Genomic DNA, 22,559 nt, shown 5'->3' on the forward strand with positions numbered 1-22,559 from the left:
ACTATATCATTATTGAGGTGTAGAGACATCATTTCTCAAACTTGATTTTACAGAAAATTATAAATTGTAAGAACTCTAGTATTTAAACTAGAAAGTATAGTGGGGAGGCATATTGGAATGGGGAAAGACTTACGTATCAAAAGTAATGTGTTTGATGATTCGAAGCGTGCTCCTAACCGTGCGATGTTACGTGCTGTTGGAGTAACAGATGAAGATTTTAAAAAGCCAATGATCGGTGTAGCGAGTACATGGAGTGAAGTAACACCGTGTAACGTACATTTAGATGATTTGGCGATTAGTGCCAAGGAAGGAGCCCGAGAAGCGGGCGGTGTTCCACTGATTTTTAATACAATCACGGTATCAGATGGTATTTCCATGGGTACATCGGGAATGCGTTATTCCCTGCCAAGTCGTGATGTGATTGCAGATTCCATTGAAACAGTTGTAGGAGCAGAGAACCTAGATGGTTACGTTGCAATTGGTGGCTGTGATAAGAATATTCCTGGTTGTTTAATTTCGATTGCTCGTTCTGACGTACCAGCTGTTTTTGTCTATGGTGGAACGATTGCACCAGGGTACCGTAATGGACAAAAATTAGATATTGTATCTGTTTTTGAAGGGGTAGGTAAACACAATAACGGCGATATCGATGATGAAGAATTAAGAGGAATTGAGTGTGCAGCATGCCCTGGAGCTGGTTCTTGTGGTGGTATGTACACAGCAAATACAATGGCAACAGCAGTAGAAGCACTTGGTATGAGTTTACCGGGAAGTTCTTCTAACCCGGCGGAATCTCCTGAGAAATTACAAGATTGCCGTGAAGCAGGGGAAGCTGTTTACAACCTCCTAGAAAAAGGTATCTATCCAAAAGATATTTTAACGAAAAAAGCATTCGAAAATGCGATCACTGCTGTAATGGCGTTAGGTGGATCTACAAATGCAGTTCTTCACTTATTAGCGATTGCTAATGCAGCAGAAGTAGATTTAACGATGGAGGACTTTAATCATATTCAAGAAAAAGTTCCACACTTAGCAGACTTGAAGCCAAGTGGTAAATATGTAATGGAAGATTTACATAAAATTGGTGGAGTTCCAGCTGTGATGCGTCTATTATTAGATAATGGATTCTTACATGGTGACTGTTTAACCGTTACTGGTAAAACCATTGCAGAAAATTATGCAGATGTACCAGAGCTTTCAGATGATCAGGACATCATTCATCCATTAAGTAATCCATATCGTGCAGATGGACCATTGATCGTTTTGAAAGGTAACCTTTCACCAAGCGGTGCGGTTGCAAAAGTATCAGGTGTAAAAGTAAAACGTCATACGGGTCCAGCACGTGTGTTTAATAATGAAGACGAGGCAACAAACGCTGTAATGAATAACGAGATTAACGAAGGTGACGTTCTTGTTATTCGTTATGTAGGACCAAAAGGTGGACCAGGTATGCCGGAAATGCTTTCTATTTCTGCGATCCTAGTAGGTAAAGGATTAGGTCAGAAAGTAGCACTATTAACAGATGGTCGTTTCTCCGGAGGTACACATGGTCTTGTAGTAGGTCATATCGCTCCAGAAGCACAAACAGGTGGACCAATCGCTTTCTTAGAAGAAGGAGATATGGTAACCATTGACTCTGAGAAAAAAGAAATCTCTATGGACGTTGCTGATGAAGAATTAGAAAAGCGTCGTGCAAACTGGAAAGCTCCAGAGTTGTACAAAAGAGGTGTGCTAGGAAAATATGCACACAACGTATCATGCTCATCACAAGGTGCAGTAACAGACTTTATCAATCGTACGGATCAATAAGGATATTCTCCACACGCGTTTCAGTCTAATGAAGCGCGTGTTTTTTTTTTGACTCAACTTTTACTTTGCTCGTATTATCACTCCTTCCATATTATTGTCGTATTTTACAACATCAGGAAGATATAGCAAGTAAACTCTATTTTATCAGTTTCTAATTGCAAATAAGCTATACCGAAGATGTCGAACTTGTGCTATAATGTAACTTAAAAGTTTGAAAATTTCAAATTCAAAGAAAATGGGGGAAAAGGGGAATATGAAGAAAAATTTGCTCTTATTATTAGTTATAGCTTTCTTCAGTGTACTTGTTTTAGCAGCTTGTGGTACAAGTGATGAGACAGATAACACAAATGGCGGATCAGGTGCTGAGGAAACAGAAGAAACTTCAGAAGATGCTCCAGAAGAAACGGAAGAGGAAGAGGCAGCTTCTGATGGTGAAGTATATCAGATTGGTGCAACACAAATTGTAGAGCATCCATCTTTAGATGCGGCATTTGAAGGGTTTCAAGCAGCAATTGAAGATGCTGGTTTAGAAGCAGAATATGATTTTCAATCCGCACAAAATGATCAAAACAATGCCACAACGATTGCTAATAACTTTGTAGCGGATGGTGTCGATTTGATTTTTGCAAACTCTACTCCAAGTGCACAAAGTTCATTACAAGCAACAAAAGATATACCTATTTTATTTACATCAGTCACAGACGCAGTGGAGAGTGGCCTTGTTGAATCATTAGATCAACCAGGTGAAAATATTACGGGTGTATTGGATTTACATCCAGATTCTGTCGAAAGAACGGTAGAGTTTATTGATAATTATTTCGAAGGAGCAACAATTGGACTTATTTATAGTGCAGGAGAAGCAAACTCGGTTGCACAAATTGAAGCAGTTAATGAAGCAGTAGAAGGAACAAGCTTATCTACGACAGAGGCTACGGTAGGTAACTCTTCTGAAGTACAGCAAGCTACAACTTCATTAGTGGGCGATGCAGATGTTTTCTTCATTATCACGGACAATACAGTTGTTTCTGCATTAGAAACCGTTGTAGGAGTAGCCGAAGAACAAGGTATTCCATTGATTGTAGGTGAACCTGATTCTGTACAGCGTGGTGGTTTTGCGACGTTTGGTATTGATTACCACACAATCGGCTATCGTACAGGTGAAATGGCGGTAGAAATTTTAACAGGTGAAAAAACAACGGCAGATATCCCTGTAGAAGTTCCACCGAGCATGCAGTTGTTTATTAACAAAGAAGCAGCAGAAGCACAAGGTGTGGAATGGAACGAAGACTGGGATGAAGATGCAGAATTTCTAGAAACAGCAGAAGAAGAATAAATATCTAAAGAAAACCTCGACATTGCTAATGAATGGTAGGTGTCGAGGTTTTCTTTCAAGTATGGTAGAAGGACAGAAAGGAAGAGTAGTAGCATGGAGGGCATCATAATTTCCTTATTCAGTGCAGTAGAATCTGGTACGATATATGCATTGATGGCATTGGGCGTTTATCTTTCATTTCGTATTTTAGATTTCCCGGATTTAACAGTTGATGGCAGTTTTGTAACAGGCGGAGCAGTAGCGGCGATCTCGATCGTGAATGGAGTACCACCCGTATTAGCAACATTTTATGCTGCTATTGCAGGATTTATAGCAGGTGTTGTCACTGGAATTTTGAATACGAAAGGGAAGATTAATCCATTATTATCGGGTATTTTAATGATGATTGCTTTATATTCTATTAACCTTAGAATTATGGGCAAACCAAATGTCGCTTTACTAAATGATCCAACAATGTTTAATCAGATAGAAGGTTTTTGGGCATCTTTAGGTATCGATAACTTTTTAAATAGTATTCTTACAGATTCGGGCATGGATCGCTTGCCAGGTACATGGGCAATACTCATTATTATGGTTATTATTACATTAATCATTAAATTTATAACGGATTATTTCTTAAAAACAGAAGTAGGACTCGCATTACGTGCCACTGGTGACAACGAAAAAATGATCAGAAGTTTTTCTGCTAACACGGATATCCTAACGATTGTCGGCTTAGGTATTTCTAATGCATTAGTTGCGTTATCGGGTGCTTTTATTGCACAATATGGCGGTTTTTCAGATGTGAATATGGGAATTGGGATGATCGTCATCGGTCTAGCATCTGTTATTATTGGAGAAGCATTATTTGGCACAAAAACAATTGCCCGTACTACACTAGCGGTTATTGGAGGGGCAATTGCATATCGAATCGTACTGACCTTCGCTTTAAAGTTTAAATTTTTAGAGACGGGTGATGCGAAATTAATTACGGCAGTGATTGTTATTCTTGCACTTGTCGTACCCAAAATCATCGCTAACCAAAAAGAAGCAAAACGAAAACGTAGAAAAAGAGCAATGCTAGCCAGCGGAGAGGGGGCTAATAATGCTTAGCATGAAAGATATTGCGATTACCTTTAATGAAGGTACATTGGATGAAAAGAAGGCTCTTCAAGATGTCAACCTGGATATGGAAAAAGGGGACTTTGTAACCGTAATCGGAAGTAATGGTGCAGGTAAATCAACCTTAATGAACATGATCTCAGGTTCCTTAAAGCCAGATATCGGATCGGTGAAAATTAATGATAAAAATGTTACTATGTTACCTGAATATAAACGTTCTCAGTTTATAGGGCGAGTTTTCCAAGATCCGATGGCAGGAACAGCACCTACGATGACGATTGAAGAAAACCTTGCGATGGCATATGCTAGGAACAAAAAGCGTACTTTAAAAATTGGGGTCAGTAAAAAGCGTAAGACATTATTTAAAGAACATTTAGAAACACTTCATTTAGGTCTGGAAAACAGATTGAATGCTAAAGTCGGACTGCTTTCTGGTGGAGAGCGTCAGGCACTGTCCTTATTAATGGCAACTTTTACAGAACCGAATATATTATTGTTAGATGAGCATACAGCAGCATTAGACCCTTCCCGTGCTGAATTAATTACTAATCTGACTGGCGAAGTGGTAGAGCAGTTCGGTTTAACAACTGTAATGGTTACACATAATATGCAACAGGCTTTAGACTTAGGTAATCGTCTGATTATGATGGATAAAGGCCAAATTATATTAGAAGTTGTTGGAGACGAAAAACAACAACTTACTATCGAAAAATTACTGCATGAATTCCAGCGAATCCGTGGGAAACAAATGGAGAATGACCGAGCTATATTGGGTTAAAGTAAGGACAGTTACTTTCGATGGAGGGTAGCTGTCCTTTCTAACAAATAAGCTGAGTGCTATATGAACACAGTGGAAAACAACCTGCGTGGAAGCACTCTTTTGTTTTAAAATGAAAATCTCCTTAAACGATAGAAAGAAGGGATCACGAATGAAATATGGTTTTTCAGAACGGGTAAAATATATGAAATCGTCAGCAGTGCGAGATATTTTAAAAGTAATCAATCAAGGTAATATCATCTCTTTTGCCGGAGGATTGCCGGAAGAAGACTTATTTCCTGTAGAAGCTGTTGACAATGCTTTCCATAAAGCAATCACGACGAATAAAAAAGCACTGCAGTACGGTGAAACGGAAGGAGTACCTCAGTTACGCGAATTATTAGCTGAGCGTATGAAACAAAAAGGCTTACACCGCTCAGCTGATAATATTCTAATTACTTCAGGCAGTCAGCAGGCGATTGATCTTTTCTCGCGAGTAATGTTCAATAAGGGGGATGTAATCTTAACAGAAAACCCCACATATTTGGCAGCATTACAAGTATTTGAATCGTATGAAACAAAAGTGGTAGCAGTTGATTCAGATGATGATGGCATGGTTTTAGCTGATTTAGAAGAGAAAATTGAGCGACACAAGCCGAAATGTATCTATGTAGTACCAACCTATTCCAATCCAACCGGAAAAGTATGGTCGTTAGAAAGACGAGAAAAATTGCTGGAATTGGCAAACAAATATCATGTTGTTATTTTTGAAGATGATCCTTATGGAGAATTACAATTTGATGAAAATGAAGCACCACCATCGATTGCTTCGTTAGATGAAAATGACATTGTATTATATACCAGTACCTTTTCCAAAACGGTTGTGCCTGCTGTTCGCATTGGTTGGATTGTTGGTCCACACCAAATTATTCGTATTATGGCCCAGGCTAAACAGGCAACGGATCTTCATACCAATTCTATTGGTCAGCATGCATTGGTGCACTTATTACAAGATTTTGATATTGATGGACACATTCAAACGATCAGAAAAACATATTATGAACGGATGCTTGTGATGAAGCGGTTATTAGAAACTGCTGATATTGAAGGATTAGAGTATATTGCGCCAAAAGGTGGTATGTTCTTCTGGGTGAAGTTGCCGAAACGAATTAACACAAAAGACTTATTAAATGGAGCTGTAAAAGAAGGCGTAGCTTTTGTACCAGGAGCACCATTCTATGTATCAGACCCAGAACAAAATACACTACGACTGAATTTCACCAACTCAGAACCAGCTCTAATTGAAGAAGGGATGAAACGCTTCGTAAAAGTACTAGAAACAACCAACATCCATTCGTGAAGTCAGTTTGAACAGATGAAAATTTCTAGAAGTAGCTCATTCTGCAACTGGAATATGTGGACTCCAGTGGGGAACCAGTGGAAAGCAAGTATATTCCAGTTGCACGATCAATGAGCAGCTCTATTACTATCGGTTTCCTTATTATAGCCCTAGAAACTTTTTCCACCAATCCTTTTTCTCCGAAGGCTCCTCAGTTTGTATCTCTTCAGCTAACAAAATATCTTCCTTATCTACAGCAGTCTTGGTTGCCAGGATAAGACCATAATCACTTTCCGCTTCACGATTAGAAACATAAGTGTAAGTAATATGGTGTTTATTAGCAAGCTCGCGGTACGGTTTGAAAAAACGCAAGCTCATATTACCATTCATTAAGACAGTGGTATGGGGGAATTGACGCATTACATTTTCCATTTCAGCCAACCCTTTTTCTCCACGAACTTGTGACTTCGTTAGGGCTAATACAACCCGTTCTCGAAAAGTCCCTAAATACTTTCTTTTTTCATCGGGGTTAATTTCCTTTGCACCGTAAATTCCTTCTTGTAAATAATCATCAACATCTTTTTTTGCCATCAATAACACCTCTGTTCATTCTTCTTAGTTATAGTATATACAAAAATAAAAAGCTCCCCAAGAAAAAGGGAGCTTTGGATAAGAAATAGTATTGTTATGTCAAAACTTAGAAAATGGGGTATGCTCTAAGCTAACAATTAATCTTCGTCTACTGGATATACGCCATTCTCGTCATGTACTTCTTTACCAGATAGAGGTGGATTGAATACACAAACCATGCGCATATCTGTTTTTGCACGAAGTAAATGTTCATCGTTTTCATCAAGTGCATATAGCGTATCTTTTGAAATGGGCCATACTTTATTATCACTTAATGTTACAACTTCACCTTCACCTTCAATACAGTATACAGATTCAAGGTGATTTTGGTACCAAATATGAGTTTCTGTACCTGCTTTAATAATGGTATCATTGACAGAATAGCCCATACCGTCTTTTTTCATAATTAGACGACGGCTAACCCAGTTACCTCCATCAACATCATAATCAGTTCCTAGTACATCTTCTAGTTTTACTACTTTCATAAGTTAAATTGCCTCCTGTATTGTCTGTTTTATTTGCATTATTAGTATCCATAAAATTGCTATGGATTATAAAACTAGACTTTCGCCATAAAGGTTTGGCGATAAGTCCAGTTTTTCTAAAAAATCACAACTTTAGTTAGTAACGGGGTCTTTAACTAAATCTTTTACACTTTCTTCAATAATATCCAGACCTTTTTGCAGCTCATCTTTAGGTATATTTAATGGTGGGAACAGCTTGAATACTTCATCATTTGGTCCCGCTGTTTCCATTATTAAACCTAATTTAAAACAACGAGCTGTTATTTTCTCAGCAAGTCCTTCTACTTCTGAAGCAATACCTATCATAAATCCACGTCCGCGAACTTCCCCTTTAATTTCAGGATAGTCTGTAACGATTTTTTCCAGGAAGTTGTAGATCAGTTCAGATTTTTCGTGGATTTCTTTTTCGAATGACTCATCTTTCCAATAGTCAAGTGCTGCTGTTGCAGTAACGAATGCATGGTTATTACCACGGAAAGTACCGTTGTGTTCACCTGGCTTCCAAATATCCAACTCAGGCTTGATCAATGTTACGGCAAGTGGTAAACCATAACCACTCAATGATTTAGATAAGCAGATAATATCTGGTTTAATACCAGCAGCTTCAAAACTGAAGAATGAACCAGTACGACCGATACCTGCTTGCACATCATCAATAATTAGTAGAATGCCCCAACGACGGCAAATTTCTTCAATTTGTTTTAACCATTCAAAGCGAGCAGCGTTAATTCCACCTTCACCTTGAACTGTTTCCACGATCATTGCGGCCGGAATTGCAACACCACTACCACTATCTTCGAGGAATCTTTCTAGATAAACGATTGTATCATGATCAACATAGTTGTCATAAGCCATCGTTACAGTGTTTTGTAGTGGAATACCAGCACCTTGACGTTTCATAGAGTTACCAGTTACAGATAGGGAACCAATAGTCATACCATGGAAACCACCTGTAAAGCTGATAATATCTGTACGACCTGTTACTTTACGAGCCAATTTTAAGGCACTTTCTACTGTGTTTGTTCCTGTTGGTCCAGGGAACATTACTTTATAGTCAAGATCACGTGGTTTCAAGATTACGTCATCAAACTTCTCTAAAAATTCAGCTTTTGCTGTAGAAGCCATATCTAGAGAGTGTGTAATCCCATCACTTGAGATATATTCAATTAATTTTTCTTTCATATGATCATCATTATGTCCATAGTTAAGTGCACCTGCACCGGAGAAGAAATCTAAATATTCCTTTCCGTCCTCGTCCCACATTTTGTGCTGTTTCGCTTTAGTAAATACAGTTGGAAAGTTACGAATATAACTACGCACAACAGATTCATGATGATTGATAGTATCAAGATTTTTACTCATCTTTTAAGTTCCTCCTAGAAATGTATTATATATCGAATATATTTTCGCACTTTCTCAGTTAGAAAATACGAAATATTACGACAATATTATTTGTTAATAGGCCCGACAATAAACTTTAATTCTTCTTCGTGCTCATCACCAGGGAAAACATCCTCGGTAAAAAACTCGCTTGAAGTAATTTCAGTATTAAAGTCACGAGCTAGTTTCTGAAATAGAGATTGTGATGCCTTGTTATCTGGTGTAATAGTTGCTTCGACAAACTTGATGTTTTGACATGCCTCACTTGTTAATAAGTAATGCAACATTCTGGATGCAATACCCTTACCTCGCTGTGATGCATCAACACCCACTTGCCAAACAAATAAAGCATCTGTTTTTTTTGGAGGGATAAATGCGGTAATAAAGCCAACCACTTGGTTATTTTCTTTTGCTACGACACAAGTATCACTAAAATACTCACTCATTAAAAGGTATTTGTAGGGAGAGTTCGTGTCTAATGTTGATTTCGATACTAATTCCCACATAGATGCTCCATCATTCTTTGTTGGTTTGGAGAACACAACGTCTAAAGTTGGAGCTGGATTCTGTACGTTATTAATCACAATTAACTCCTTTCTTATTTGGCAATTATTTATTTGCACAAATAGTACATTAAATATGATAAAGGGACTTGCAATATTCCGCAAATCGCTTATAGCTTGATTACACTTTATAAATCTTCTTTTATTAACTTGAGCTTCATTCAATTGGAATAACTTTATAAATCCTCCAATATTGTCATCTATTCTTACAAATGAGCAAAATTTGATCAAAGTATCAAAGTATTCAGCTTATTTATTCCCGTTTTTTTTCAAAACAATCATATATTTTTTAAATAAAAACGAGAATAGGTAATTTATTATGAGTGTTGCATAAAACAGTTAGAATATTCTGGCTATTCATCCTATGAAATTTAATACCTAGACACAAAGTTATCTGTCCATTTGGTAAAAGTATACAATCAGACCATCGACGACAACGACAGTATCTATAATTTATGAGCTGGATCTAACTTCGTTTTCTGGATAGACTGTCTCTTTATAAATGTAGCTTGATATTCCTTGAGAGTAGACTTGAATGAAAAGGCATATTGTATGGTGTGTAAGCGTAAAAATAATATAATAGTAAAATTATTTGCTTCTTTACCTCTTTTGATTGAGAACTCCTAATAACAAAAATCCTTTATCACGGTGCTTATCGTCTGTAAAACCCCCACTTCAAGCTTCAAGTAACACAAGGAAGCTATGTGGGGGTTAACAGACGCTAACACCCTGATCATTAGCGAAACTTATATGTGGCAAACTCGGTTTTCACGAAGTTTTCCTCGGAATAGCTAAACTAATGACGCAGATGGAGTATTCGTATTCTTGCGTTTTAGTGACTGACTGCTGTGCCTTCTAGTTCGCCAGAGTCGCTCCAAATGGTATTCGGTTAGATTCGCTTTCCCACTGTAGGTTCGTATATCCCATCTGTTATACTAGTCATAGAGAAAACTTGGGCTATCGAAGCCTTTAGCGTAGGGCACTCTGTCAGGAACGTAGCGGGTGGACCGAAGCGACTGAGATAATGGAATTGCGTAAACGCGCAAACGGATGAAAGGGCGACTAAGTCTCTGACTTTGTTTAACAGCTCGTCCTCGACAAGTCTTCTTTTATCGTAGAGCGCTTTAGCTAGACAGCTTCAAACTTATAAATTCTGATAAGGTAAAAAACGTCGCTTTTTTTCAAGCACTTATGTTCATGTGATGATGAACTTTTGTAGCAAAGTGAGGTGATTGGTATGGGTTTAACTGTGAGTACTATTATGCAATTGCCGGTGATGAAAAGTTGTGAAGTAAAGACAGGAAAGCATTTGCTAGAGCAAAAGCCGATTGAATGGGTTTCGGTTATTGAGCTTCCTGTTGAAAACTTTGTCAGAAAGAATGAGTTTGTTTTAAGCACCGGCATAGGATGCGAAGATAATCCCAACTTATTAGAATCTTTTGTGCAAGATGTCATTCAATCAGGGGCATCTGTTTTAGGTTTTGCCACAGGACGATATATTTATAATATCCCTGATCGAATTTTGAAAAAGGCTAATCAAAATGATTTAATCATCATTGACGTTCCTTGGGAAGTTCGTTTTACGGATATTTGGCAATCTGTGATGGATAAAATTACAGAAGTAAAACAAAAAGAACGTCAAAAGGTAGAAGATGCCAGACAAGAATTAATTAATTGTGTCCTAAAAGATAAAGGATTAGAAGATATTGCACACACTTTATATAAGCATATTAAAATTCCTGTTGCCATCACAGATTCTGAAAAAAGATGGAGGGCATTGAAGTTTTTTAATAAAGATATTTTAGAAAGTTATAGTCTCGAAGTCCAAGAAAGTCATTTACAATCGATACCACTATCTGATATAAAATTTCAAGAACATCCATTGTATTATCATATGAAAGAATACAAATTTTATAAAGATCGTTTTTTTCAGCTGCAAATTCTCAACAACCACAAAGTACAAGGGTATATTGTATTTCAACCGAGCGATAATAAAGAGCTGACTTGGTCTGTGATGAATGTGTTAGAACATGCATTGACAGCCTGTGCGTTATACTTTGTGAAAGAGAATGCCATTGAGTTAACCGAGATACGATTAAAGGATAATTTTGTTTTAAATTTAGCTAAAAATAAAATGAAAGTAGATCATCAACTATTAACAAAAGCACATTTATTAAGATATGATCTAAATCTTCCTTATGTTTGTATTGTCGGAGATATTAGACATAAAGATCTAGGATCAGATAAGCATGATACTTTAGATAACCCTTATCATTCATCATTAAGAAGCTTTAATTATTATATTCAAAAGGAAATCACCTACGCAGGTCAACTATTTGAACGAAAAACGATGACTACTTTTGAAAAGGGGGAAGTGATTCTTTATTTACAAGTAGAGGATCCTTCTTATCATGATGTAGCAAACCAATTTTTAGATACGATTGAACGACGATTAAGCCAATTACTTTCAGATATTGATATCTCTTGGGGAATTGCACTTCAAAAAGAAAGTACGTATCCATTTTATGAAAGCTATGAAAAGGCAAAAACGGCTCTAGAAATTGGACTGCAGGATGACGATCCTGGCAATAGAACCTTTTATAGTGATACAAGAATTAATCGACTGTTAATGGCAATATCTCAAGAAGAAAATATTCATGAGATAGTAAAAGATACATTGAAACCATTGTTAGAATACGATAAAAAGAGGCAGACAGATCTCATTTTTACTTTTAAGACGTACAACAAATACAAAGGAAATGTAAGTCAAACAGCAAGAGAATTAAATTTACATCGTCAATCGTTATTGCATCGGTTGAGAAAAATAGAGTCTCTGACGCATTTATCCTTAATTGATGCGGATGATTCTTTTTTATTAGAGTTGAGTGTCCGTTTATGGATGCTGAATAAAATAAAATGATAGGTTTGACGTCTTGTTATATAACAGGGCGTTTTTTTATAGGAAAGAAAATATAAAATTTGAAGAAAATAGATATGCGCAACTAGCCTATCGCTAGCCAAGTTTGTTGTACTAAAAAATAAGTACCAAAATATAGAAACAAAAAATCAAATTGGTACTTAAAAGCTGATTAAGAACCAAAACTAGAAAACAAACGGGCAAATATGGTACTTAAAGCCGGTTTAAGTACCAAAATAAAACCCAATATCATAAAATCGGACCTAAGAAAGTGGGTAAATTCATGAGTTGTGAAAAAAAGCAACCTGTATCCCTCAATATTCGAGCATTGGGCCTTAATTCATGTTGTATGACAGAAAAGAAAAAACTTCATACAATCTGAACATTACATTTCAACCAGCTGTTTAATAAGATAAAAGTAAGAAATGAAACTTTATAAAGAGTATTTTTAGGGGTGGAGGGGGGATACGATGTTAGCCTTTGATATTTTAGAATATCAAAAACGTTTAACGAAGACAAAACAACGGATGGCTGAAAACGGCATTGAAGTATTACTTGTAACAGACCCGGCTAATATGAATTATTTATCAGGCTATGATGCTTGGTCATTCTATGTTCACCAAATGTTAATTATCATCATTGATGAGCCTCAGCCAATTTGGATTGGCCGTTATCAAGATGCAAATGGCGCGAAAATTACCACATGGATTTACAACGAAAACATTATTCCATTCCCAGATTATTATGTACAATCATCGATTTATCACCCAATGGATTTTATTACAGAAATTTTAAAACAGATAGGGCAAGGAAATAGAAAAATTGGTGTTGAGATGGATAACTATTATTTCACTGCCAAAGCTTACGAAAGATTAAAGCACGGACTTCCAAATGCTACATTTAAAAATGCGGATTTATTAGTGAACTATGTAAGAATTATCAAATCAGAGCAAGAGATTGAATATATGAAGCGGGCAGCAGAAATTGCTGATCAAGCGATGTATAAAGCAGTAGAAAGTGTACGGGTAGGGAATAGAGAGTGTGATACAGCAGCAGCGATATATCACCAAATGATTTCTGGTACGGATGATTATGGAGGGGATTATCCAGCTATTGTTCCATTGCTTCCGTCTGGAGATAATACTGGTGCACCACATCTTACTTGGTCGGACAGAAAATATAAAGAAGGAGAGTCTGTTGTTATTGAACTAGCAGGCTGTTACAAGAGGTATCATGTACCAGTAGCTAGAACGGTATCGATAGGTAAACCTTCTATGCAGATGCAGAAAATAGCTCCGATTGTCGTAGAAGGTTTGAATGCCGTGTTAGATGCGGTAAAACCTGGAATTACTTGTGGAGAATTGGAAGGGTATTGGTATAAATGTCTAAAAAAATATGGAATTGAAAAAGAGGCAAGACTAGGATATTCCGTAGGTTTAGGTTACCCGCCAGATTGGGGAGAGCATACAGCAAGCATCCGAGCAGAGGATTCAACCGTTTTACAACCAAATATGACTTTCCACCTTATTCCGGCCTTGTGGTTTGACGACTATGGAATTGAGATCAGTGAATCATTTCGAGTAACAAAAAATGGCGGTGAAACTTTCACCAAAATCCCAAGAGATTTAATTGTGCAAGATCCCTTTCCGTTTCAAGAACAAGGCGGAATCATCAGCTAGTTTTCAATATGATTAGATAGATATAGAGGAGGGATTAGTATGAAAGATGTAAAAATGAGTACAAAAGCAGTATGGGCAGGGGAAAAAAATCAATTAGCTTTCGGAGCCACTCAAGTTCCAGTTGTGCACAGTGTCTCTTTTGGTTATGACGATATGGATGAATGGTATGAAGTCGCTATCGGAAATAAAGAAGGTCATATTTACGGTCGTAATACCAATCCAACCGTTGATGCATTTGAAGAAAAAATAAGAATTTTAGAAGGAGCAGAAGCTGCTACGAGCTTTTCGACTGGAATGGCAGCCATTAGTAATACACTCGGAACTCTATTATTTCCAGGGGATCGAATGGTTTCCATAAAAGACACATATGGTGGAACCAATAAAATATTTACCGAATTTTTGCCAAAGCAAAAAATAGAAGCGGTTTTATGCGACACAGGAGATCATGAAGCGATTGAAAAAGAGGTAGCAAAAGGATGTAAAGTTCTTTATTTAGAAAGTCCCACCAATCCAACAGTGAAAATAACGGATATTGAACGGATGGCGAAAGTTGGAAAAAAAGCAGGTGCTATAGTCATTGTTGATAACACATTTGCTACTCCGATAAATCAAAATCCACTCGAGTTGGGAGCAGATCTAGTGATTCATAGTGCTACAAAATTTTTAGGCGGTCATGCAGATGCACTAGGCGGATCAGTTTGTGGATCTAAAAAATTAGTAGAAAGTATTTATCATTATAGAGAAATCAATGGAGCAACACTAGATCCAATGTCAGCTTATTTATTGCTACGAGGGATGAAAACACTCCAATTAAGAATGGAAAAACAAAGTGAAAATGCAATGGCAGTTGCTCGCTATTTGAAATCAGTTGATACCGTTGAATCGGTATTTTATCCAGGATTAGCGGACCATCCAGGCCATGATATTGCTAAGAAACAAATGAACGGGTTTGGTAGCATGCTAAGTTTCTCCGTAAAGGGTGGGGTGGATACACTCAGACATCTGCTTCCAAAGCTAAAGTATGTGAACCGAGCAGCACATCTTGGCTCTGTTGAAACTATTGTAGGACCTTCACGCACAACAAGTCACGTAGAATGTACACCAGAAGAAAGAGCTGCAATGGGGATACCAGAAGGGTTAATTCGATATTCAGCAGGACTTGAAGATAAGGATGACTTAATTCATGATTTAGAGCAAGCTTTTCAATCTTTGCCAGAAAGTCTTTTTATAAACAAATAAAGCAGTTGTTAAGGAATAAACCATACTTGTTAACTAAAAACGAAAATGGCACTCATCCATACCGATGAAATGCATTCGACGTAGAAACTACGATTAGGAAGATAGGTAAGGGCAACTACGGATCTGCTGTCGCCGAGTTTTCTTTTAAAAAAATAATGGAGGTGATGAGATTGACTATGAAGGTCGCTTTTATTGGGTTTGGCGGTGTTGGGCAGGCTTTGGCAGAGATTTTTTTGAAACAACAAAAGGGTGAAAAACCGTCGTTTGGTTTCGAGCCCGAGGTTGTCGCTGTATCCGATATTATGAAAGGATCTGTGTATCATCCAGATGGTTTAAACATGGAAGAGTTGTTATCTACCGTTAGAGATTCGGGGAGTTTAGATGCTTATCCAGATCAAACAGGACTAATTAGAGGCTGGGATAGCATGGATACGATCAAGAATACGAATGCGGATATGATTGTCGAAGTAACGTTCACAGATGTGAAAACAGGTCAACCAGCCATTGACCATTGCCGAACAGCTTTTGAACATAAAAAGAGTGTGGTAACGACTAATAAAGGTCCTGTTGCCTTAGCTTATGATGAGTTATCAGCACTAGCTGAAAAAAACGGCGTGTTCTGGGGGTTCGAAGGGACGGTAATGAGCGGAACACCAGCTCTCAGATTGCCCGTCATGACACTAGCAGGTAATGAAATAACAGAAATAAAAGGGATTTTAAATGGGACGACTAATTATATGATTACTGAAATGGAAAAAGGTAAGACATATAAGGAAGCCTTAGAAAAAGCGCAAAGCCTCGGGTTTGCAGAAGCGGACCCAACTAGTGATGTAGAAGGTTATGATGCGAGATATAAGACGGCAATTTTATCGAACTATTTAATGGGTGAAAAAATAGCATCAGAAGATATTTTTTGTAAGGGAATTAGCGAATTAACATTAGAGATGGTGAAAGAAGCATTAGATAAAAATAAAAAATGGCGTCTGCTCTCGCGTTTAACCAAAAGGGAAGATGGTTCCGTTGAAGCTTCGGTTAAGCCGGAGTTGATAGATGGTAACGATCCATTAGCTGGCGTAAATGGTCCAACAAATGCGATTGTCTATGAATGTGACTTATCAGGCCCAATTATGTTAACAGGTGCAGGGGCAGGGTTAATCGAAACAGGTTATTCACTTTTTATTGATATCATTCACTATCATAGACAAAACGCCCTAACCAAACTTTAATAGGGGGGTGAATTCCATGCAACTACAAGTAAAACAAGAAAAAATGTTGATTGCAGGACAATGGATAGCTGCTGAGCAAACATTTGATGTATATGATCCGCAAGATAATCGATTAATTGCCAAAGTACCATTGGCTACAGAAAATGATATGCTGATGGCCATTGAAAAAGCAGAGGAAGCTTATCTAAACAACAAATCTTGGCCAACTTATGCAAGAATGGCTGTGCTTCAACGAGTAGCCTCTTATATAGAGGAAAATAAAGAACGTTATGCAGAAACGATAGCATTAGAAGGAAGTAAAACGATTCATCAGGCTCGTGGAGAAGTGAAACGAGCGATACAAACGATTCAAATCAGCGCAGAAGAAGCACGAAGGATAAATGGAGAAACGATTAATTTTGATCAAAGTGAAAGTGGAGAAAATAGGGTGGGCTATTATTATCGCTTTCCAGTAGGAGTGATTGGAGCTATTACCCCGTTTAATGATCCTTTAAATTTAGTAGCTCATAAGGTTGGTCCAGCGATTGCCTCTGGAAATGCGGTTATTGTCAAACCAGCATCTGATACGCCGTTGAGTGCATTGCTTTTGGCGGAAGCATTTACAAAATCCGGATTACCTGCAGGCATGCTGTCCGTTGTGACCGGATCAGGTCGAGATGTAGGCGACGTGCTCGTCACACATCCTTCCATCAGAATGATTACATTTACGGGAGGAGTAGATGTTGGGAGGAAAATAGCGCATAAAGCTGGAATCAAGAAGATAGGAATGGAGCTCGGTTCCAACTCTCCGGTTATTGTATTAAAAGATGCAGATGTTGAAAAAGCAGTGGCATCTTGTGTTTCAGGTGCTTTTACAGTTGCCGGTCAAAATTGTATTGGTGTCCAGCGAGTTTATGTAGAAAAGGAAGTATATGATCAATTCTTAGAGTTATATAAACAAAGGACTTCAGAACTGCATTTGGGAGATAAATTGGATCCATTAACAGACATTGGTCCAATGATTAATGAACGGGAAGCAAAAAGGGTCGAAGCTTGGGTAAATGAAGCAGTAGAAGAAGGGGCAAAAATTCAAATTGGCGGAAAAAGAGAGAGAGCCTTTTATTATCCTACTATTCTTACAGATGTCCCTACTAATGCTGTGATTGCCCAAGAAGAAATATTTGGTCCTGTCGTGCTTGTCTATTCCGTAGAGGATGTGTATCAAGCGATTGCTCAGTCAAACGCTGTTGATTACGGGCTGCAAGCAGGGATATTTACAAAAGATTTGGAAAATGCGTTCTTAACGATACAGGAGTTAGAAGTCGGCGGTATCATGGTGAATGATAGTAGTGATTATCGTATTGATGCTATGCCTTTTGGAGGGGTGAAACAATCGGGGTTAGGAAGAGAAGGTATCAAGTCCTCAATTGAAGCCATGACAGAGCAAAAGGTAGTGAGCTTTAAACTAAACTAATCATTTTAAAGGATAATAAGTAAAGTGTTCATAATAACCAAAAAAAGAGACCTTTCTTGGTCTCTTTTTAGCTCTTCCTTATTCTTTTACGTGTGCTGGTACTTCTACTCCTAATTTAGCAGCAATACCTTCTGCTAATTCAGGAGCTACTTTGTAGAAGTTTTCTAATTGACGTTCTACAATACCTTCACGAGTTACACTACTCAGATGGTCAGCAAAGTTTTGGATTAGACGTTCGCGCTCTTCATCGTTCATTACATCACGGAATAATGCACGAGGTTGAGAGTAGTGATCATCACTGTCATATGGAACACTATCAGCGAATCCAGAAACTTCATATGGATTAATTTTGTTTTCTGGTGTTTCTTTTGGTGCGTCACTAAAGCTGTTTGGCTCATAGTTAGGCGCACTGCCACCATTACCATTATGGCTCATGTAACCATCACGTTGGTAGTTGTTAACCGGTGATTTGGCACGGTTGATTGGTAATGATTCATGGTTTGCTCCAATACGGTAGCGATGTGCATCAGAATATGCAAACAAACGACCTTGAAGCATTTTATCTGGAGATGCTTCAATTCCAGGAACAAAGTGTCCAGGAGAGAAGGCAGATTGTTCTACTTCTGCAAAGTAATTTTCAGGATTACGATCTAACACCATTTTACCCACTTCTACTAATGGATAATCATCATGGGGCCATACTTTCGTTACATCAAATGGATCGTAACGGTAGTTTTGCGCATCTGCTTCAGGCATGATTTGAACCTTTAATGTCCAAGAAGGATGGTTACCTTCTTCAATGGCATTAAATAGATCTTCAGTATGATAGTCTGGATTTGTACCTGCAAGTTCATCCGCAACCTTAGGATCTAAGTTTTTAACACCTTGATCTGTTTTGAAATGATACTTAATATAGAAAGCTTCTCCATCTTTATTTACCCATTTAAACGTGTGGCTTCCGAACCCGTTTTGATGGCGGAGTGTTGCTGGAATTCCGCGATCAGAGTGTAAAATAGTAATTTGATGAAGTGATTCCGGTGATAATGACCAGAAATCCCAAACTGCATTTTTATCTTTTAAGTGTGTTTGTGGGTTACGTTTTTGTGTATGAATAAAGTCTGGGAATTTAATCGCATCACGGATAAAGAATACAGGTGTGTTATTCCCAACTAAATCATAGTTACCTTCATCTGTGTAAAATTTAACAGCGAAACCACGAGGGTCACGTACGGTATCGGCAGAACCTAATTCACCAGCAACAGTTGAGAAACGGATAAACATAGGTGTTTTCTTGCCAACTTCAGATAAAAAGTCTGCTTTTGTATATTTTGAAACGTCATTTGTTACTTCAAAATAGCCGTGAGCTCCAGCACCTTTTGCGTGCACCACTCTTTCTGGAACTCTTTCTCGGTTGAAATGAGCTAGTTTTTCTAGTAAATGAACATCTTGGATTAATGTTGGTCCTCTATGGCCTGCTGTAACGGAGTTTTGATTATCTCCAACTGGCGCACCAGAGGCAGTTGTTAAGTATTTTTTTTCTTGACTCATATATAGCACCTCTTCCTAAATGATTTTACACTCTTTATTATAATACAAGTTTTATAAAAATCAATATTTAATTAAAATTATTTTAATTAAGAAAATGTAAAAAAAAGAGAAGCAAGCTATCACGAGATAGTTGCTCTCTATGGATTGGGAAACATCCTTGGAAACTTTTGTTGATTGGGGGTAACAAAAGATATGTGTAAAGGGAATGTTTCATCACTCTATGTGATTAAGTATATTATAACGATAATGATAATCATTTTCAATAGAAAAATTAAATTTTTAGAAAATTTTTTCTGCAAAACCAAACACAAGAATTTTCAAGCATAGGCGTGTATACTGAAAAGATGAAGGAAGTGATATGGAATGGTTTTAGATTTACAAAAAGTAGGACTAAAAAAAGAAGGAAATTGGATACTAAAAGATATTAATTGGAAAATGGAGAAAGGAGAGCATTGGACATTATTAGGATTGAATGGTGCAGGTAAAACAGCCCTTTTACATATGGTGTGTGCGTACTATTTTCCAACTGAGGGGAAGGTTAATGTAATAGGCAAACAGTTTGGAAAGGATATACTAGGAGAACAGTTAAGACAACAAATCGGCATTGTTTCATCTACCTTAAAGCAACGAATTTATGGTACTGATAGTGCATACCAAGTTGTATTAAGTGGTGCGTTTGCTTCAATCGGTTTATATGAAACTCCTACAGATGAGATGCGTTCCAACGCGCAACAGTTACTGAAGGAACTCGATTGCTTTTCTTATGCTAATCGAGCCTATCGAACATTATCACAAGGTGAGCAGCAACGCGTGTTAATCGGACGAGCTCTGATGAATAATCCAAAGTTATTAATTTTAGACGAGCCAACAAACGGATTAGATTTTATTGCAAGAGAGAAATTGTTAGAATCAATTGAGAATATTAGCAGAGGTAAAAATGCACCCTCCATTATTTATGTAACACACCATGTGGAGGAAATTTTACCAACTTTTTCGAAAACGTTGTTGTTAAAGGATGGTCGTGTATTTAACCAAGGCGCAACAAAAACGATGGTCAATTCGGAAACTTTAACCGCATTTTTTGGGATACCGGTAGAGGTGGATTGGTCCGAGAAACGCCCGAGGTTAAAGAAGAAATAACACCTAGGAGTAGACTAAGATGTTAAACCGTTTGAATCAAATGTTACAACGAATTATGCCCTTTATAGCACCATCAAGTGTGATTATTGGTGTTTTGTTTGCGGATTTTTTTATTCAATTTGATAACTGGGTTATCTGGATCTTTGCATTTATGACATTTGCAGGGAGTTTGAGTTTGAATTTTGTTGCTTTATATCGAGTGGTCTCTCATCCTTTATCGATAGTGATAGCTCTTGTTATCTTACATATTTTAATGCCTTTATGGGCGTTTCTGATCGGAAGTATTACCTTTAGCAATGATCATTTAACTGTTATTGGCTTTGTCTTAGCGATGATTATTCCGACAGGCATTACAAGTTTTATTTGGGTTTCTATGAATAAAGGAAATGTTGCATTAACATTATCCGTCATTTTAATTGATACGATTTTATCTCCTTTTATTGTTCCGCTGTCATTATCCTTATTTATCGGAGCATCTGTTGATTTAGAAGTATGGGCGATGATGAAAGGTTTGTTTATCATGATCGTTATTCCATCTATATTAGGTATGATTCTACATGAAATGACTCGTGGAGGAGTTCATGAGAGGTGGAGTCCGCGCTTAGCCCCTTTTTCAAAAATAGCATTAGCTTTAGTGATTATGATTAATAGCTCAGAGGTAGCAGATTATTTATTAAATATTGACTTTCATCTCATTAAAGTAGCCATTACGATGTTTATTGTAGCTGCTAGTGGATATTATCTAGCGTGGTTATTGTCTAAGTGGTTGAAACGGGCAAGTCAAGACGTTATTTCCTTAACATTTAGCAGTGGAATGAGAAACATAAGTGCCGGGGCAGTTATAGCTGTACAATATTTTCCGGGGCCAGTGGCAGTTCCGGTTGTTGTCGGCATGTTATTTCAACAAGTTTTGGCTTCTTTATATAGTAAATTTCTCCAAAATAGAAAATAAATATTAATATTGTGAATTTTCTGAAAAATGGTAAAATGAAGTATTGAAGTATATTCTTTAAAATGAAAGGAGAGGGAAAATGACGGAGGATCAATTGCCGAAAGATAATGAAGAACAAAAGTCAGAGCAACAGACAAAAACATCATCAGGGTTAGATCAGAATGTAGCTGGTTTATTAACGTATATTGCAGGGATTATTACTGGTATCATCTTTTTATTGTTAGAAAAAGAAAATCGTTTTGTCCGTTTTCACGCAATGCAGTCGATTTTTATTACCGTTGTATTGATAATTTTACATACAGTGGTAAATTGGATTCCTTTTTTCGGTTGGATAATAGGATTATTACTCCACCCATTAGAACTTGTTTTATGGATTTTCTTAATGGTAAAAGCCTATCAAGGTCACTATTTCAAATTACCTTGGATTGGTGATATGGTAGAAAAACAATTAGATAAATAATGATGTAATCCTGATCTGATGTTCGCATCAGGTCTTTTTTTGGTTTCTAATCATGAATTAGGCACCTGCTTAATAATATGAAAGTAAAGAAGAAAAGAAAGAAGGTGCCCATATGATTACATGGTTATCTTTTGTTTTATTATCACTTGCAACATTTCGTTTAACAAGATTGATTGTTTATGATAAGATCACAGGTTTTATTCGAGCACCTTTTTTTGAGGTAGAAGAAAAATGGTTGCCCGATGGTACCATAGAAGAGACTGTGATGTTTAAAGGTAATGGATGGAGGCGATGGATTGGTGAATTATTACGGTGTCACTGGTGTACGGGCATTTGGTCAGCTCTATTTTTATTCTTAGGTTTTCACTTTTATTCTACTGTATTTATCCCAATCATTATTGTATTAGCGATTGCAGGGGTAGCTTCGATTATTGAAGTGATTATTTCCTATTTTATTTAAACATTCATATATCCTTTTATTGCTTTTTTCTTTTATAACCACTGCAGCT

19 protein-coding genes are annotated in these 22,559 nt (G+C 37.3%); 14 read left to right on the forward strand and 5 right to left on the reverse strand.

The window, feature by feature from the left end:
* The first annotated feature begins 117 nt into the window (after positions 1 to 117).
* The 5 genes from ilvD (at position 118) to GI584_RS02800 (ending at position 6,360) form a co-directional block, all read left to right on the forward strand.
* The gene (gene ilvD, locus GI584_RS02780; RefSeq protein WP_153790175.1) at positions 118 to 1,809 is read left to right on the forward strand and encodes a dihydroxy-acid dehydratase; all 1,692 of its coding nucleotides are present in this window, start codon (positions 118 to 120) and stop codon (positions 1,807 to 1,809) included.
* Positions 1,810 to 2,062: 253 nt separating this feature from the next.
* On the forward strand, positions 2,063 to 3,142 hold the full coding sequence (locus GI584_RS02785) for an ABC transporter substrate-binding protein (protein ID WP_153790176.1): 1,080 nt from the start codon (positions 2,063 to 2,065) through the stop codon (positions 3,140 to 3,142).
* 93 nt (positions 3,143 to 3,235) lie between these two features.
* Positions 3,236 to 4,234 carry an ABC transporter permease gene (locus GI584_RS02790; protein WP_153790177.1) on the forward strand — a complete coding sequence of 333 codons (999 nt, stop codon included), beginning with the start codon at positions 3,236 to 3,238 and terminating at the stop codon, positions 4,232 to 4,234.
* A complete protein-coding gene (locus tag GI584_RS02795) occupies positions 4,227 to 5,021 on the forward strand; it encodes an ABC transporter ATP-binding protein (protein WP_100362137.1) in 795 nt (264 codons plus the stop codon). Before GI584_RS02790 ends, GI584_RS02795 begins: the two co-directional genes overlap by 8 nt.
* A gap of 151 nt (positions 5,022 to 5,172) precedes the next feature.
* Positions 5,173 to 6,360 (forward strand): aminotransferase-like domain-containing protein, encoded by a 1,188-nt coding sequence (locus GI584_RS02800; RefSeq protein ID WP_153790178.1) that lies wholly within the window; start codon positions 5,173 to 5,175, stop codon positions 6,358 to 6,360.
* A gap of 141 nt (positions 6,361 to 6,501) precedes the next feature.
* Here GI584_RS02800 and GI584_RS02805 read toward each other — a convergent pair whose 3' ends face one another.
* From GI584_RS02805 to ectA, 4 genes are all read right to left on the reverse strand, one after another.
* Positions 6,502 to 6,930, reverse strand: coding sequence for a YueI family protein (locus tag GI584_RS02805; protein ID WP_153790179.1), 429 nt, complete (start codon positions 6,928 to 6,930; stop codon positions 6,502 to 6,504).
* 137 nt (positions 6,931 to 7,067) lie between these two features.
* Entirely contained in the window at positions 7,068 to 7,454 is a 387-nt protein-coding gene (locus GI584_RS02810; protein ID WP_100362134.1) for an ectoine synthase, read from the reverse strand.
* A 132-nt stretch (positions 7,455 to 7,586) separates the two neighbouring features.
* A complete protein-coding gene (ectB, locus tag GI584_RS02815; RefSeq protein WP_100362133.1) occupies positions 7,587 to 8,855 on the reverse strand; it encodes a diaminobutyrate--2-oxoglutarate transaminase in 1,269 nt (422 codons plus the stop codon).
* Between the two features lie 86 nt (positions 8,856 to 8,941).
* Positions 8,942 to 9,457, reverse strand: a complete 516-nt coding sequence (ectA, locus tag GI584_RS02820; protein ID WP_100362132.1) for a diaminobutyrate acetyltransferase — start codon at positions 9,455 to 9,457, stop codon at positions 8,942 to 8,944.
* 1,216 nt (positions 9,458 to 10,673) lie between these two features.
* On the opposite strand from ectA, the gene GI584_RS02825 reads away from it, so the two are divergent.
* The 5 genes from GI584_RS02825 (at position 10,674) to GI584_RS02845 (ending at position 17,950) form a co-directional block, all read left to right on the forward strand.
* Positions 10,674 to 12,356 carry a PucR family transcriptional regulator gene (locus GI584_RS02825; protein WP_100362131.1) on the forward strand — a complete coding sequence of 561 codons (1,683 nt, stop codon included), beginning with the start codon at positions 10,674 to 10,676 and terminating at the stop codon, positions 12,354 to 12,356.
* Between the two features lie 467 nt (positions 12,357 to 12,823).
* The gene (locus tag GI584_RS02830; RefSeq protein WP_153790180.1) at positions 12,824 to 14,032 is read left to right on the forward strand and encodes a M24 family metallopeptidase; all 1,209 of its coding nucleotides are present in this window, start codon (positions 12,824 to 12,826) and stop codon (positions 14,030 to 14,032) included.
* 39 nt (positions 14,033 to 14,071) lie between these two features.
* The gene (locus tag GI584_RS02835; RefSeq protein ID WP_194842111.1) at positions 14,072 to 15,271 is read left to right on the forward strand and encodes a cystathionine gamma-synthase family protein; all 1,200 of its coding nucleotides are present in this window, start codon (positions 14,072 to 14,074) and stop codon (positions 15,269 to 15,271) included.
* 170 nt (positions 15,272 to 15,441) lie between these two features.
* On the forward strand, positions 15,442 to 16,497 hold the full coding sequence (locus tag GI584_RS02840; RefSeq protein WP_153790182.1) for a homoserine dehydrogenase: 1,056 nt from the start codon (positions 15,442 to 15,444) through the stop codon (positions 16,495 to 16,497).
* A gap of 16 nt (positions 16,498 to 16,513) precedes the next feature.
* Positions 16,514 to 17,950: an aldehyde dehydrogenase family protein gene (locus GI584_RS02845; protein ID WP_100362127.1), complete on the forward strand. Its 1,437-nt coding sequence runs from the start codon at positions 16,514 to 16,516 to the stop codon at positions 17,948 to 17,950.
* A gap of 78 nt (positions 17,951 to 18,028) precedes the next feature.
* On the opposite strand, the gene GI584_RS02850 is transcribed toward GI584_RS02845, so the two are convergent.
* A complete protein-coding gene (locus tag GI584_RS02850) occupies positions 18,029 to 19,498 on the reverse strand; it encodes a catalase (protein WP_153790183.1) in 1,470 nt (489 codons plus the stop codon).
* Between the two features lie 363 nt (positions 19,499 to 19,861).
* On the opposite strand from GI584_RS02850, the gene GI584_RS02855 reads away from it, so the two are divergent.
* From GI584_RS02855 to GI584_RS02870, 4 genes are all read left to right on the forward strand, one after another.
* A complete protein-coding gene (locus GI584_RS02855) occupies positions 19,862 to 20,638 on the forward strand; it encodes an ABC transporter ATP-binding protein (protein ID WP_153790184.1) in 777 nt (258 codons plus the stop codon).
* A 19-nt stretch (positions 20,639 to 20,657) separates the two neighbouring features.
* On the forward strand, positions 20,658 to 21,590 hold the full coding sequence (locus GI584_RS02860) for a bile acid:sodium symporter family protein (protein WP_153790185.1): 933 nt from the start codon (positions 20,658 to 20,660) through the stop codon (positions 21,588 to 21,590).
* 79 nt (positions 21,591 to 21,669) lie between these two features.
* Positions 21,670 to 22,050, forward strand: coding sequence for a DUF4870 domain-containing protein (locus tag GI584_RS02865; protein WP_153790186.1), 381 nt, complete (start codon positions 21,670 to 21,672; stop codon positions 22,048 to 22,050).
* Between the two features lie 112 nt (positions 22,051 to 22,162).
* Positions 22,163 to 22,510: a DUF1360 domain-containing protein gene (locus GI584_RS02870; protein ID WP_153790187.1), complete on the forward strand. Its 348-nt coding sequence runs from the start codon at positions 22,163 to 22,165 to the stop codon at positions 22,508 to 22,510.
* The last annotated feature ends 49 nt before the right edge of the window (positions 22,511 to 22,559 follow it).

This window comes from Gracilibacillus salitolerans (genome assembly GCF_009650095.1).
Classification (GTDB): Bacteria; Bacillota; Bacilli; order Bacillales; family Amphibacillaceae; genus Gracilibacillus; species Gracilibacillus salitolerans.

Excerpts from the sequence above, each read along its gene's own strand:
- ilvD (WP_153790175.1), top strand. The coding sequence starts at position 118 with ATGGGGAAAGACTTACGTATCAAAAGTAATGTGTTTGATGATTCGAAG.
- GI584_RS02785 (WP_153790176.1), top strand. The coding sequence starts at position 2,063 with ATGAAGAAAAATTTGCTCTTATTATTAGTTATAGCTTTCTTCAGTGTA.
- GI584_RS02790 (WP_153790177.1), top strand. The coding sequence starts at position 3,236 with ATGGAGGGCATCATAATTTCCTTATTCAGTGCAGTAGAATCTGGTACG.
- GI584_RS02795 (WP_100362137.1), top strand. The coding sequence starts at position 4,227 with ATGCTTAGCATGAAAGATATTGCGATTACCTTTAATGAAGGTACATTG.
- GI584_RS02800 (WP_153790178.1), top strand. The coding sequence starts at position 5,173 with ATGAAATATGGTTTTTCAGAACGGGTAAAATATATGAAATCGTCAGCA.
- GI584_RS02805 (WP_153790179.1), bottom strand. The coding sequence starts at position 6,930 with ATGGCAAAAAAAGATGTTGATGATTATTTACAAGAAGGAATTTACGGT.
- GI584_RS02810 (WP_100362134.1), bottom strand. The coding sequence starts at position 7,454 with ATGAAAGTAGTAAAACTAGAAGATGTACTAGGAACTGATTATGATGTT.
- ectB (WP_100362133.1), bottom strand. The coding sequence starts at position 8,855 with ATGAGTAAAAATCTTGATACTATCAATCATCATGAATCTGTTGTGCGT.
- GI584_RS02825 (WP_100362131.1), top strand. The coding sequence starts at position 10,674 with ATGGGTTTAACTGTGAGTACTATTATGCAATTGCCGGTGATGAAAAGT.
- GI584_RS02830 (WP_153790180.1), top strand. The coding sequence starts at position 12,824 with ATGTTAGCCTTTGATATTTTAGAATATCAAAAACGTTTAACGAAGACA.
- GI584_RS02835 (WP_194842111.1), top strand. The coding sequence starts at position 14,072 with ATGAAAGATGTAAAAATGAGTACAAAAGCAGTATGGGCAGGGGAAAAA.
- GI584_RS02845 (WP_100362127.1), top strand. The coding sequence starts at position 16,514 with ATGCAACTACAAGTAAAACAAGAAAAAATGTTGATTGCAGGACAATGG.
- GI584_RS02850 (WP_153790183.1), bottom strand. The coding sequence starts at position 19,498 with ATGAGTCAAGAAAAAAAATACTTAACAACTGCCTCTGGTGCGCCAGTT.
- GI584_RS02855 (WP_153790184.1), top strand. The coding sequence starts at position 19,862 with ATGGTTTTAGATTTACAAAAAGTAGGACTAAAAAAAGAAGGAAATTGG.
- GI584_RS02860 (WP_153790185.1), top strand. The coding sequence starts at position 20,658 with ATGTTAAACCGTTTGAATCAAATGTTACAACGAATTATGCCCTTTATA.
- GI584_RS02865 (WP_153790186.1), top strand. The coding sequence starts at position 21,670 with ATGACGGAGGATCAATTGCCGAAAGATAATGAAGAACAAAAGTCAGAG.
- GI584_RS02870 (WP_153790187.1), top strand. The coding sequence starts at position 22,163 with ATGATTACATGGTTATCTTTTGTTTTATTATCACTTGCAACATTTCGT.